This window comes from Mesorhizobium sp. B2-2-3 (genome assembly GCF_006442405.1).
Classification (GTDB): Bacteria; Pseudomonadota; Alphaproteobacteria; order Rhizobiales; family Rhizobiaceae; genus Mesorhizobium.
Genome location: NZ_VFWC01000006.1, coordinates 303,802 through 317,302, shown reverse-complemented (window position 1 = coordinate 317,302; position 13,501 = coordinate 303,802). Strand labels below are relative to the sequence as shown.

Below are 13,501 nucleotides of genomic sequence, written 5' to 3'. Positions count from 1 at the left end.
GGAGCTTCTCGAACCCGGAATGAAGGAGAAGAGCCATGCGCCATGGATTTAAAGGCCGCCGGTTCGCCCGCAGTATAAGCCATCGCAAGTCGATGTTTGCCAACCTTGCCGTGTCGCTGCTCGAACACGAGCAGATCGTCACCACCTTGCCCAAGGCGAAGGACCTGCGTCCGATCGTCGAGAAGCTGGTGACGCTCGGCAAGCGCGGCGACCTGCACGCCCGCCGCCAGGTGATCGCGCAGATCGGCAATGAAGGCGTCGTCAAGCGCCTGTTCGACACCATCGCGCCGCGCTACGCCACCCGCAACGGCGGCTATCTGCGCATCATGAAGGCGGGCTTCCGCCACGGTGACAATGCCGCGATGGCGGTCATCGAATTCGTAGACCGCGACACGGAGGCCAAGGGCGCCGGCGACCGCGCCCGCCTCGAAGCCGAAGGCACCGATGCGGAAGCCGCAGCCGCTTAAGGCTTCGCTTTTCAAATGATTTAAAGGGGCCTGCGGGCCCCTTTTTCATATTCTGGCCGCCTCGGCTGCTCCTGCGTCAAAATAATTCGATTTAATCGCCTTAGCCTTTCATTTTGCACATTCGTCGGGACAATGCGCCCGAACTCGCTCGGAGGATTCGCAATGCGCGCTAAAAGACTGTCCCTGGTTCTGCTCTGCGCCTTTATGGTGTTCGCAACCATGCCGACAGTCCGGCAGGCACTGGCCGAGGATGCCCCCAAGGCCGATCCGGGTCTCTCCGACGTACTGACCGACCTGCTGCACGGCGTCGAGGGCGAAAATGCCACCTCGGGCCCCGACAAGCGCGTGCCGTTCGGCCGTGAGGAAGTGCAGTTGTCGTTCGCGCCATTGGTCAAGCAGACGGCGCCGGCCGTGGTCAATGTCTATGCCTCGCAAACGGCCAAGGTCGTTTCGCCCTTCGAAGGCGATCCGTTCTTCGAAGAATTCTTCGGTCGCGCGCAGCCGCGCGCGCAGTCCTCGCTGGGCTCGGGCGTGCTTGTCGATCCGAGCGGCGTCATCGTCACCAATTTCCACGTCATCAAGAATGCCGACGAGGTGAAGGTCGCGACCGCCGACGGGCGCGAATTCACCAGCAAGGTGATGCTCAAGGACGAGACGCTCGATCTTGCCGTGCTCAAGATCGAATCCGACAAGCCATTCCCGGTCATCGCCATCGGCGATTCCGATGCGCTCGAAGTCGGTGACCTGGTGCTGGCCATCGGCAATCCTTTCGGTGTCGGGCAGACCACCACGAGCGGCATCGTTTCCGCACTTGCCCGCAGCCATATAGGCGTTTCGGATTCGGGTTATTTCATCCAGACGGACGCTGCCATCAATCCCGGCAATTCCGGCGGCGCGCTGATCAACATGGGCGGCCAGCTGGTCGGCATCAACACCGCCATCTTCAGCCGCAGCGGCGGCTCGATCGGCATCGGCTTTGCCATTCCTGCCAATATGGTGCGCGCTTTCGCCGATGCCGCCAAGGCCGGTCTCGATTTCTTCGAGCGGCCTTACATCGGGGCCGAGTTCGAAGCGGTGACGCCGCAGATCGCTGAATCGCTCGGCATGGAAAAGCCTGCCGGCGCGCTGGTCTCGTCCGTTGACGCGTCCGGACCGGCCGGCAAGGCCGGATTGAAGCCTGGCGATGTCGTCCTGCAGATCAACGGCAAGCCGGTCGAGAGCATCGAGGCACTGGACTATCGCATGGCGACGCTGTCGATCGGTACAAAGGCCAATTTCGCGGTGCTGACCAAAGGCCAGCAGGCGGCGATGGACATCGCCCTGGAACGCGCGCCCGAGGGTGCAAAACCCTCGGAGGTGACGCTGCATGGCCGCAGCCCCTTCTCGGGCGCCAAGGTTGCGGAATTATCGCCGCGGCTGGCTCAGAAGCTCGGCCTGCGCACCGACATCAAGGGCGTCACCGTGGTCGACATCAATCGCGATTCGCCGGCCGCCGATTTCGGCTTCCAGCCGGGCGACATCGTGCGCGAGGTCAACGGCACGACAATCGATACGGCGGCGACGCTGGCGCAGGCTTCCCAGCAGGATACGCGCTGGTGGCGCTTTACCGTCGAGCGCGGCGGGCAGATACTGCGCCAGGTGTTGCGTTACTGAGCTCGATCGCTGAAGAGATCGCGCTCCAAACCCAAAAAGAAGTGCATGGCCGATCTGTTCAGTGTCGATGAACCGGAAAAGGCGCCGCCAGGCCGGCCGCTGGCAGACAGGCTGCGCCCGAAAAACCTTGGCGAGGTCGTCGGCCAGGAGCATCTGACCGGCCCCGATGGCGCACTGACCCGGCTGATTAATTCCGGTTCGCTCGGCTCCATGATTTTCTGGGGGCCGCCCGGCACCGGCAAGACCACGGTGGCGCGCCTGCTTGCCGGTGAAACCAGCCTTGCCTTCGAGCAGATTTCGGCGGTTTTCTCCGGCGTAGCCGAGCTGAAGAAAGTGTTCGAGGCGGCCAAGCTGCGCCGCGCCAATGGCCGCCAGACCCTGCTGTTCGTCGACGAGATCCACCGCTTCAACCGCGCCCAGCAGGACGGCTTCCTTCCAGTCATGGAAGACGGCACCGTCGTGCTCGTCGGCGCTACCACCGAAAATCCGTCCTTCGAGCTCAATGCAGCTCTGCTGTCGCGTGCGCGCGTGCTGGTTTTCCATTCGCTTGGCGAGGAAAGCATCGCAAAGCTTCTGGCCAGGGCCGAAGAGACGGAGGGCAGGGCGCTGCCGCTCGATGCTGAGGCGCGAGCGATGCTCATCCGCATGAGCGACGGCGATGGCCGGGCCTCGCTGACGCTGGCGGAAGAAGTTTGGCGCGCCGCCAAACCAGGCGAAGTGTTCGGTCCCGAAGGCTTGCAGCGCATCATCCAGCGTCGGGCGCCGATCTACGACAAGGGCCAGGACGGTCATTACAATTTGATCTCGGCGCTGCACAAATCCGTGCGCGGCTCCGATCCCGATGCCGCGCTCTACTACCTCGCGCGCATGTTCGACGCTGGCGAGGATCCGCTCTATCTCGGCCGGCGGCTGGTGCGCATGGCGATGGAGGACATCGGGCTGGCCGATCCCCAGGCATTGGTTGTCGCCAACGCGGCCAAGGACGCCTACGATTATCTGGGTTCGCCCGAGGGCGAACTCGCCTTCGCCGAGGCCACCGTCTATCTCGCCACGGCGCCCAAATCCAACGCGGTCTACACCGCCTTCAAAGCCGCCACGCGTGCCGCCAAGGAGCACGGCTCGCTGCTGCCGCCCAAGCACATCCTCAACGCGCCGACAAAGTTGATGAAAGACGAAGATTACGGGGCCGGCTATCGCTACGATCATGACGAACCGGACGCGTTTTCCGGCCAGGACTATTTTCCGGAAAAGATGGGCCGCCAGACCTTCTACGACCCACCCGAACGCGGTTTCGAGCGCGATATCAGGAAACGGCTCGACTACTGGGCGAAGCTGCGCAAAGAGCGGGAATAGCAGGCTTGCGGCGGCCGGTGGCGGTTGCGGTCCGAAACGAGGCTTCGCCTTGGGGTATTTCCACGTCGGTTCTTCTGCACGCGCTGCTCGCGGCCACGATTATATCGATGCCAATGCCGCAGCTTCCGAGCCGGCCGGAGGAAGAACGGGTTTCGGTCGATATCCTGACCCCGCGACAGTTCGAGGTCTCGGCAAGGCAGTCAGCCGGCGACGATGCCGTGGCCGTTGTGCGGCAACCCAAAAGACCTTATCAAGGCGCACGGCCGGGCGGTGGTCGTTGTCGTGATTTTGGCACTATTCATTCGCAACAGGATCGCGCTCGGCGCGTGGAAAAATGACAAAAACCCTTCGCAAGACCCTTCGCAAATTCGCCATTGCCATCCCGCTCCTTGCCCTTGGCTTCTATTTCATTCCGATCCTCACGACGATTTTCGTGGTTTGCGGCCTGATCGACGTGCTGCGCAACGACCGCAAGAATCTGTCCCTGTTCAGCGGCTATTTCCTGGGCAATGGCCTCTTCACCTGGCTGCTTTCGCCATTCAACCTGCTGGTCGACCTCCTGTGCTACAGAAATCCGGGCGTGTGGAAGCTGGAGCAGTTCCCGGAGGATTATCAGCGCGAAGTCAACGAGGTCTTGGATGTCTTCAAGGCGCGCAAGGCCGAAATCATCGCCGACATCGACGCCAATTTCGGCGCCGGCCGGCGCGGCATGTATGTCTACCAATGGTATGGCAAGCACAGGATAGACAACGTCGCCGAGTTCAACAAGGATTTCAAATACATCAAGACGATTGCCGTCTCGGTCTTCAGCAAGCGCGAATCGACCTCCTGGCACTTCGGACCGTTGCGGCTCAGCCTCCGCATCCTCTACAACCTCATTCCGATGAAGTCAGAGATCTTCGTCGAGTGCGGCAACGTCAAGAACTACTGGTACGACAATCCGCTGTTCATTTTCGACGACACGCTGCTGCATCGCTCGGTCAACGAGTATGACGGTCGTCGCTACTGCGTATTCATGGACATTATCAGGCCGTCCCCGGTCCCCAGGCTTATCGCCGGCCTTCTCGCCATCGTCTCGGTGAGTGTCGAGAGGATCAATTCGATGTTCTACAAGAACTGGAAGATGATCGGCTCGACCAAGCCGAAAAAGGCCGAAACCACCTGAACTGAATTCATCGACGCTGCCGACGATGCCGGCGGCGTTCTGGGGCCTGCATGCGTGGGTTCGGCCATTCACTACGGGCTGCTGCCGTCCGCTTGCCGGCGTCCGATTGTTCAAGTGCACATCGTTCTCAAGCTCTCAAGAATTCATGCTATGAATCTCTTGGGGCCCATTCCGCTGGAAAAGCTCTTGGCTGTATGAGCGCTTTCGGGTTTGATCGCGACGGTTCTATCTCTTTCCTTTTTGGCGGCCTCAAGTGACCAGCTCCAAAACCTCCGGATTCTGGACGGCAACCTACATAGGTACTGTGTTGCTGGGCGTTACCTTCTGCGCCGTCTACATAAGTCTCGAAGACTCCGTCTACTATTGGGACTTCGCCGCCTATTTCAATACGTTCAACCGGGAGGGAGCGCTCCTGGTCAAGAGTCCTCTGGAATGGCTGAGCCATTTAGGGGCCTCCATCGAAACAGACGACTACAGTACGGCAATTCTGGTGCCTCTGATGCCGTTTCACCTGTTATTTGGCGGCTCACGGTTTTCATATCTAGCCGGAGTAGTGACGGTCTATCTGGTCCCGACGGCTCTCTTCATAGGAAGAATGAGCTATCTCGAAGCGGTCTCCGAGACCTCTTCATCCCGAAGCTGGTTTGCTGTCTGGATCGCGGTCTTTCTCTACACGCCGTTCTGGGCGGCAACGCTTCGCGGACTGCCGGACATTGCCGGTTGTTTCGCACTTGCCGCCGCGAGCTGGTTTCTTTGGAGGTCGAAGTTCCTGACCCGGGAACCGGTGATCAGTGCGATATCAGTCGGCGCTTGCCTGTGGTTGGCATTCATGCTGCGCCGCTGGTACGCCTATGGCGCGATAGGAATCGCGCTTTCTGCGGCACTCTTTTGTGTGCTGCAGGTCGCAAAAGATTGTGATCTCCCTGCGCTCCGCAAAGCTGTGTTGGGGGGCATGTGCGCAATCGCCGTTATTCTGGGGAGCGCATGGAATTTCCAGCTCCCGCTGATCGCCAAGATCCTGAGGACCAGCTATGGCGACCTTTACAGCGGATACCGGACCGATCTCCTCACCCAGCTTGGTGAAATGAGTTCCAGGCTCAGCTTTGTAAATTGGCTCCTGATCTTGTTGGGCCTCTATTTCTCTGTTGTGCGGGGCAACAGATTTGCTTTGTTTTGCGCTCTCGCCTCGGTACTCACCTTTTTCCTTTTTACCCGGACGCAGGACCCGGACCGGCACCATTCTATGCCGATGTTTCTATGGTTCTTTCCTGCCTATGCCCAGGCGATCGTTGCCATTGTTTCGATGCCTGCGCTGAGGTCGCGATGGTCAACCGCCGTCATCGCAATTGCCGCCGGACTTGCGTTTGTAGGCACCTTCTTCCCGATCGGCCGCGAGTTGCTCTCGCCGGTCAGCATCGTTTTCGCCAAGGAAGCCACACTCCCTCTGCACCTCGACAATCTCCCTGAATACAGACGCCTGATTGCCGACCTTATGCGCAACATGGAACCTGAGAATCGGGTTTCCGTCTTTGCTTCAGGCCCGGTCATGAGCGATTCACTGCTGTTTGGCATGAATCGAGGACTTTTCCCTTACGTCGTATGGACTTGCCAGGTGGACAGTCGTGATCGCTTTGTGCCGGAAGTATTGAAGTCCAGATATGTGGTCGTCACCGACCGACCGGTCACCCATTTGCAATCAGGTGCGCAGTTGTGTGTCACGATACCGAACCAACATATTTTCGAAGGAACCGGCATCGGTGCTGCTTACAAGCGGATCGATATCTATCGCCTGTCCGGCGGCGTTACCGGCTACCTCTATGAACAGGTGCGTCCGGTCAGCAAGTCGGAACTCGACGCCTTATACAGCGAATTCAGGAAGAAATATCCGGGTTGGACGACACCGCAATGGTAACGTTCGGAGTTTAATTCCCGACGCGCTCGGCGGTTTGTGCCTCCCGCAAACAATTGGGATTGACCGCCGCGTCCGTGCGAGGGCAGTAAGCGTCCATGTTCAATCTGCTTCTCGTGGCCGCCGGCGGCGGCATTGGCGCCGGCGTTCGCCATCTGACCAATATGGGCTCGCTGCGCCTTGTCGGCCCCAACTATCCCTGGGGCACGATGGCGATCAACATCGTCGGTTCGTTCGCGATGGGCCTGTTCATCGCCGCCTTGGCGCGCCGCGGCGGGTCTAACGAACTCAGACTGTTTGTTGCCACCGGCATCTTAGGCGGCTTCACGACCTTTTCCGCCTTTTCGCTCGATTTCGCGACCTTGTGGGAGCGGGGAGCCACCTTGCCGGCGTTTGGATATGCGCTGGCCAGCGTGATTGGCGCCATCATTGCCCTGTTTTTGGGTCTTTGGCTCGCAAGAAGCCTGCCTTAATGCTATTGCCGCGCCGAGAGCAGGCCTGGGCCTGCCAGGAAACGGGTAAGCGAAAACAATATGGCAGGCGTTGAACAGATCACGGTGGAGGCCGGCGAGGCGGGCATGCGGCTCGACCGCTGGTTCAAGACCCATTTCCCGGGCCTTGGCTTTGGTCATCTGCAGAAGCTGCTTCGGTCCGGGCAGATCCGCGTCGACGGCGGCCGCGTCAAGGCCGACACCCGTGTCGAGCCTGGCCAGACGGTGCGCATTCCACCGCTGGAAGTGGACAAGAAGGGCGACAGCCCGCTGACCGGCCATTCGATCCGCAACCAGGGCGATGCCGAAGTCCTGGCAAAGATGCTGATCCATGAGGATCCGAAGGTTTTCGTCTTCAACAAGCCGGCTGGCCTTGCGGTGCAGGGCGGCTCGGGCGTCACCCGTAACGTCGACGACATGTTGGAAGCCTGGCGCAACCAGAAGGGCGAGAAGCCGCGGCTGGTGCACCGGCTCGATCGCGACACGTCTGGCGTGCTGGTCGTCGCCCGCACCAGGCTGGCGGCGATGAAGCTCTCCGAGGCGTTTCGCGCCCGCGAGACCAAGAAGACCTACTGGGCTTTGGTCAAAGGCGTGCCGCCCAAGCGCGAGGATAAGATATCGACCTGGCTGATCAAGGAAGCCACGCCGGATGGCGATCGGGTGCGCATTGCCAAGCACGGCGAAAAGGGCGCCGACCATGCCGTATCCTACTATCGCATCATCGAGCAGGCGGCGCAGGCGCTGACCTGGCTGGAGATGGAGCCCTATACCGGCCGCACCCATCAGTTGCGCGTTCATGCCGCCCATATCGGTTGTCCCATCATCGGCGATCCCAAATATTTCGAGGCCGACACCAATTGGGATTTTCCGGGCGGGATGCAGAATCGCCTGCATCTGCACGCGCGCCGCATCGTCATCCCGCATCCGGACCAAGGTTTCATCGACGTCACCGCGCCTATGCCGCCGCATATGCGCCAGAGCTGGAACCTGATCGGCTTCGACGACGCCAGTGCGGAGGATTGACCATGAGCGGCGCTGCCGATGCGCTCGACCGTCGCGATGCGGTCGACATGGCGGCCGCCGCCATAATGGTCGGCCTGACGTTCTCCTGGGGCCTGAATTACGTCGCCGCCAAGATCTCCTATGCCGGCTATGATCCGGTTTTCCTGTCGATCGCGCGCTCGGTTATCGGCGGGCTCTGCGTCTTCCTCTGGTGCCGCTGGCGCGGCATTGCGCTTTTCAAGAGGGACGGGACATTGCTCGCGGGCATTGCAGTGGGCGTGCTCTTCGGCATCGAGTTCCTCTGCCTTTATGTCGGGCTGGAGCACACCACGGTCGCCCGCAACACGCTGCTGGTCAACACCATGCCGTTCTGGATGCTGCTGGGAGGGCATTTCCTGCTCGGCGAGCCGATCAGCCTGCGCAAATCCCTTGGCCTTCTGCTTGCCTTTGCCGGCCTCGCCGCGGTCTTTTCCGACAAGCTCGGCGGCGGCGGGGACATGCTGTTCGGCGATCTGCTGAGCCTTGGCTCCGGATTCGTCTGGGCCTTGACCAATATCCTGATCAAGCGCTCGAAGCTGGGTAACACGAGCGCCGAAAAGCTGCTGCTCTATCAACTCTCCGGCGCTGCGATCGTCGGCGTCCTGGTGTTGCCTCTGGCCGGCCCCTCCGTGCGCGATCCCGCGCTGTTGCCGACGTTGGCCCTGCTTTTCCAGGCGCTCTATATCGTCGCCTTCACCTATGTGTTGTGGTTCTGGCTGCTGCGGCGCTATCCCGCCTCCAGCCTGTCGAGTTTCACGTTCCTGTCGCCGGTCTTCGGCGTGCTGTGCGGCGCCCTGTTCTTGAACGAGCCGCTGACCATACGCATTTTTCTGGCACTTGGTCTCATTGCCGCCGGTCTGGTCATCGTCAACAGGCCGCCGCGCCAGCAGACGGCCGAAGGAGGCTGACATGCGCGATATCCTCAGCGATCTCGAGGCGGGGAAACTGCTCTCCGACCCCGATCCGGTGCGCCGCGCCCAGATCCAGATGAAGAAGCCGCTGCCGAAGCGTTTTTACAAGATCGTTTCGGTCGCGCCGGCCGATGATGGCTTTGCCGTCCATCTCGACGGCAAACCGGTGCGCACGCCGGGCAAGGCGCTGCTGACGCTGCCGACCGAGAAGGCGGCATCGCTGGTCGCCGATGAATTCGCCGCCCAGGGCGAGACCATCGATCCGGTGTCGATGCCGGTGATGCGTCTCGTCAACACCGCGCTCGACGGCGTCGCCAGCGATCCGCAGGCGGTGCTGGAGGACATACTGCGCTTTGCCTCGTCGGATCTGCTCTGTTATCGCGCCGAGGCACCACAAGGCTTGGTCGAGCGGCAGAACGAGCTGTGGGATCCTGTCCTCGACTGGGCGCAGGCAGCACTCGGCGCTCGCTTCAACCTTGCCGAGGGCATCATTCACGTCGATCAACCGCGCGAAACCATTGCTGTGCTGGGTGCGCATCTTGCCCAGCGCGCCGAGCCGCTGCGCCTGGCAGCGATCCACGTCATGACCTCGCTGACCGGTTCGGCGCTGCTGGCGTTGGCCGTGGATTTCGGCGAACTCGGCGGTGAGGCGGCCTGGACTGCCGGCCATGTCGACGAGGATTGGCAGATCGAGCATTGGGGACAGGATGCGGAAGCTGTCGCGCGCCGCTCCGCCCGCAAGCGCGACATGATGGCTGCCGTCGGTCTGATCGAGGCGCTCGAAGGCTGACCGGCCACCGCACCGCACCTAATACCAAAGTCATAATCCCAAAGTCATCTGCCGTTGGCAGGCGCTTTCTGTCATTTTTCCCGTGATTGCTGCCGCGAGTCTGCGTTCGGAAGAGAATGCGAACGCAAGGGCGCTGCATCGAGCACAAGGGTCTCACGGGAGGAGCATCTCAATGGCTATCGCATCGACCGCCAGCGGAAAGAGCCGCGGCATGACGCGAGAGGAGAAGAAGGTCATCTTCGCTTCTTCGCTCGGCACCGTTTTCGAGTGGTACGATTTTTATCTCTACGGGTCGCTGGCGGCTTTTATTGGTTCGACCTTTTTCAGCCCGACCATTCCGGAAGCGACGCGCAATATTTTCGCGCTGCTGGCTTTCGCCGCCGGCTTCCTCGTCCGTCCGTTCGGCGCTTTGCTGTTCGGCCGCATCGGCGACCTTGTCGGCCGCAAATATACCTTCCTCGTCACCATGACGATCATGGGCCTGTCGACCTTCCTGGTGGGCTTGCTGCCTGGTTATGCGAGCCTCGGCATCGCGGCTCCGGTGATCCTGATCATCCTGCGCATGCTCCAGGGCTTGGCACTGGGCGGCGAATATGGCGGCGCGGCCACCTATGTCGCCGAGCATGCGCCGGACGACCGGCGCGGCTACTATACGTCGTGGATCCAGACGACCGCCACACTCGGCCTGTTCCTGTCGCTGATCGTCATCCTGATCGTCCAGGGCTCCATGAGCAAGGAAACCTATGCCGCCTGGGGCTGGCGCGTTCCTTTCATCGTGTCGTTCCTGTTGCTCGGCATTTCCATCTGGATCCGGCTGTCGCTTTCCGAATCCCCCACCTTCCAGCGCATGAAGGAAGAGGGCAAGGGTTCCAAGGCACCGCTCTCGGAAGCCTTCGGCCAGTGGAAGAACGCCAAGATCGCGCTGCTGGCACTGCTCGGCCTTACGGCTGGCCAGGCCGTGGTCTGGTATAACGGCCAGTTCTACGCCCTGTTCTTCCTCCAGAACGTGTTGAAGCTGGACGCACAGTCGGTCAACATCATGATCGCCATCGCGCTTGCGCTGGGCTCCATCTTCTTCGTCGTGTTCGGCTGGCTCTCCGACAAGATCGGCCGCAAACCGATCATCATGGCCGGGCTCGCACTGGCGATCGTCTGCACCTTCCCGCTGTTCAAGGCATTGACCTGGGCCGCCAATCCGGCCCTTGCCGAGGCACAGCAGAGCACCCGCGCGACGGTGACCGCGGCACCCGGCGACTGCAGGTTCCAGTTCAATCCGGTGGGCACCGCCAAGTTCACGACGTCTTGCGACATCGCGACCTCGTTCCTGACCAAGAACTCGGTGCCCTATGACGTCGTTTCCACGGCGGCACCCGGTACGGCTGCTTCGGTCAAGATCGGCAATGAAACGGTGGCATCCTACGATGCTGTCGCCGCGGGCGACCAGGCCAAGGCCAAGGAGGCCGCCTTCGTCAAGGCCGTCAACATGTCGCTGCAGGACGGCGGATATCCGCTGAAGCGTGCTGCGATCAAGATACCGGACCAGAAGCTCGACGCGTTTGTCGCTGCCAATCCCGAACTGAAGCTCGACGCCGCCGTCATCCGCGCCGGCGAGAAGGCGACGGTTCCTACCGATCAGGCTATCAAGGACAAGCTTTTGACCGCCGACGAGGCTGCCGGTGCGCCTGAGGTCACCGTCTACAACATACCCGGCGGCGGTGCCTTCGCCATGTTCGCCGACCCTGCGGCCGTGAACTGGCCTATGACGATCGCCATCCTGTTCGTCCTCGTCCTGTTCGTGACCATGGTCTACGGTCCGATTGCGGCCATCCTGGTCGAGATGTTCCCGACCCGCATCCGCTACACCGGCATGTCGCTGCCCTACCATATCGGCAATGGCTGGTTCGGCGGGTTGCTGCCGGCGACGGTGTTCGCGCTCAGTGCCTACAGGGGCGACATCTATTATGGCCTCTGGTATCCCGTGATAATCGCGGCGATGTCGCTCGTCATCGGCATGATCTTCGTCAAGGACACGCTGGGCACGAACCTGGAGACCAAGCAGTAACGGGTCGGATCCACATGCATGAGAAAACCCGGCGCGAGCGATCGCGCCGGGTTTTCATATCGAGGCTGAAGATGCGTTCAGCTCTTCGGCTGCTGGTTTTCTTCCTCGACAGCGGCCTCGTGATACCAGCCATCGAAATCGGCATGCGTGTTACGCAGCGAGGCAAGCTCTGCCGCGAACTTGGCCTTCGCGCCTAAATTTGAGGCAGATACGCGGCCTGCAAGCGGGAACATCAGGATCTTTGCCGACGGACGGGCGAGGGTGACTTCCATTGGCGGTCTCCTTTCTTCTCCGAGGGTCAGTTGATTCAGCTTTTCCTCAAAATAGGTTCTGCGATTCATTTAGGCAATATGCTTATGAAAAGATCAGTTATTGCCTATTATTTGCGCAATCTCTGCGTCTGATCGATCCCGGCGCATTGCTGGGGCGGTGCAGTGAATTCACGGGAATCTTACGACCATTTTGTCGCACCGGTCGACGCCAGAGTGGCATATGAATTGCTTTTTACCAGTCGGCAGGTCGGCTTGCTCCGGCCATGCGTCGACACCGCGTGCGGTGGTCAAGCACAACGAGAGGCTCTAGAATGACCAAATACAAGCTCGAGTATATCTGGCTCGACGGATACACCCCGGCCCCCAATCTTCGCGGCAAGACCCAGATCAAGGATTATGCCGAGTTCCCGAAGCTCGATCAGCTGCCGCTGTGGGGCTTCGACGGCTCGTCCACCATGCAGGCCGAGGGCCGAAGCTCCGATTGCGTGTTGAAGCCGGTCGCGCTTTATCCCGATCCGGCCCGCACCAACGGCGTTCTCGTCATGTGCGAAGTCATGATGCCCGATGGCGTCACGCCGCACGTGTCCAACAGCCGCGCGACCATTCTCGACGACGAGGATGCCTGGTTCGGTTTCGAGCAGGAGTACTTCTTCTACAAGGATGGCCGTCCGCTCGGTTTCCCCGAGAGCGGTTATCCCGCCCCGCAGGGCCCGTACTACACCGGCGTCGGCTATTCGAACGTCGGCAGCATCGCGCGCCAGATCGTCGAAGAGCATCTCGACCTCTGCCTTGCCGCGGGTATCAACCATGAAGGCATCAACGCCGAAGTGGCCAAAGGCCAGTGGGAATTCCAGATTTTCGGCAAGGGCTCCAAGAAGGCCGCCGATCAGATGTGGATGGCCCGCTACCTGCTCCAGCGCCTCACCGAAAAGTACGGCATAGATATCGAGTTCCACTGCAAGCCGCTCGGCGACACCGATTGGAACGGCTCGGGCATGCATTGCAACTTCTCGACCAAATATATGCGCGAAGTCGGCGGCAAGGGTTATTTCGAGGCCCTGATGGCGCAGTTCGAAAAGAACCTGATGGACCATATCGCCGTGTACGGCCCGGACAACGACAAGCGTCTGACCGGCAAGCACGAGACGGCCCCGTGGAACAAGTTCAGCTATGGTATCGCCGACCGCGGCGCCTCGATCCGCGTGCCGCATTCGTTCGTCAAGAATGACTACAAGGGTTATCTGGAAGACCGCCGCCCGAACTCGCAGGGCGACCCCTACCAGATCGCTTCCCAGGTTCTGAAGACGATCTCGCAGGTTTCGACCGGCGCATCGGTTTCGGCCGCTGCTTGATATTTCACGTCGGGCCTCAAGATCCCCGACAACCA

Annotated in this window: 12 protein-coding genes; 11 read left to right on the top strand and 1 reads right to left on the bottom strand. The window is 60.8% G+C overall.

Going from position 1 to position 13,501, the window contains the following annotated elements; all coding sequences use genetic code 11:
- The first annotated feature begins 35 nt into the window (after positions 1–35).
- From rplQ to FJ951_RS13915, 10 genes are all read left to right on the top strand, one after another.
- Complete coding sequence (gene rplQ / locus FJ951_RS13965) at positions 36–467, top strand: 50S ribosomal protein L17 (RefSeq protein ID WP_140501279.1); 432 nt, start codon at positions 36–38, stop codon at positions 465–467.
- Between the two features lie 162 nt (positions 468–629).
- Positions 630–2,120 (top strand): DegQ family serine endoprotease, encoded by a 1,491-nt coding sequence (locus FJ951_RS13960; protein ID WP_140515450.1) that lies wholly within the window; start codon positions 630–632, stop codon positions 2,118–2,120.
- Positions 2,121–2,165: 45 nt separating this feature from the next.
- The gene (locus FJ951_RS13955; RefSeq protein WP_140515449.1) at positions 2,166–3,473 is read left to right on the top strand and encodes a replication-associated recombination protein A; all 1,308 of its coding nucleotides are present in this window, start codon (positions 2,166–2,168) and stop codon (positions 3,471–3,473) included.
- Between the two features lie 334 nt (positions 3,474–3,807).
- Positions 3,808–4,638 (top strand): aspartyl/asparaginyl beta-hydroxylase domain-containing protein, encoded by an 831-nt coding sequence (locus tag FJ951_RS13945; RefSeq protein WP_140515448.1) that lies wholly within the window; start codon positions 3,808–3,810, stop codon positions 4,636–4,638.
- Between the two features lie 253 nt (positions 4,639–4,891).
- Positions 4,892–6,550, top strand: a complete 1,659-nt coding sequence (locus tag FJ951_RS13940) for a hypothetical protein (RefSeq protein ID WP_140515447.1) — start codon at positions 4,892–4,894, stop codon at positions 6,548–6,550.
- Between the two features lie 95 nt (positions 6,551–6,645).
- Positions 6,646–7,020, top strand: coding sequence for a fluoride efflux transporter CrcB (gene crcB, locus FJ951_RS13935; protein ID WP_140515446.1), 375 nt, complete (start codon positions 6,646–6,648; stop codon positions 7,018–7,020).
- 60 nt (positions 7,021–7,080) lie between these two features.
- Entirely contained in the window at positions 7,081–8,061 is a 981-nt protein-coding gene (locus FJ951_RS13930; protein ID WP_140515445.1) for an RluA family pseudouridine synthase, read from the top strand.
- 2 nt (positions 8,062–8,063) lie between these two features.
- Positions 8,064–8,987 (top strand): DMT family transporter, encoded by a 924-nt coding sequence (locus tag FJ951_RS13925; protein WP_140515444.1) that lies wholly within the window; start codon positions 8,064–8,066, stop codon positions 8,985–8,987.
- 1 nt (position 8,988) lies between these two features.
- Complete coding sequence (locus tag FJ951_RS13920; protein WP_140515443.1) at positions 8,989–9,780, top strand: ATP12 family chaperone protein; 792 nt, start codon at positions 8,989–8,991, stop codon at positions 9,778–9,780.
- Positions 9,781–9,952: 172 nt separating this feature from the next.
- A complete protein-coding gene (locus tag FJ951_RS13915) occupies positions 9,953–11,842 on the top strand; it encodes an MFS transporter (protein WP_140501296.1) in 1,890 nt (629 codons plus the stop codon).
- Positions 11,843–11,919: 77 nt separating this feature from the next.
- Here FJ951_RS13915 and FJ951_RS13910 read toward each other — a convergent pair whose 3' ends face one another.
- Positions 11,920–12,114, bottom strand: a complete 195-nt coding sequence (locus tag FJ951_RS13910; protein WP_140501298.1) for a DUF2735 domain-containing protein — start codon at positions 12,112–12,114, stop codon at positions 11,920–11,922.
- A 311-nt stretch (positions 12,115–12,425) separates the two neighbouring features.
- Between FJ951_RS13910 and FJ951_RS13905 the strand changes: the two genes are divergently transcribed.
- Positions 12,426–13,466 (top strand): glutamine synthetase beta-grasp domain-containing protein, encoded by a 1,041-nt coding sequence (locus FJ951_RS13905; protein ID WP_140501300.1) that lies wholly within the window; start codon positions 12,426–12,428, stop codon positions 13,464–13,466.
- Positions 13,467–13,501 lie beyond the last annotated feature (35 nt).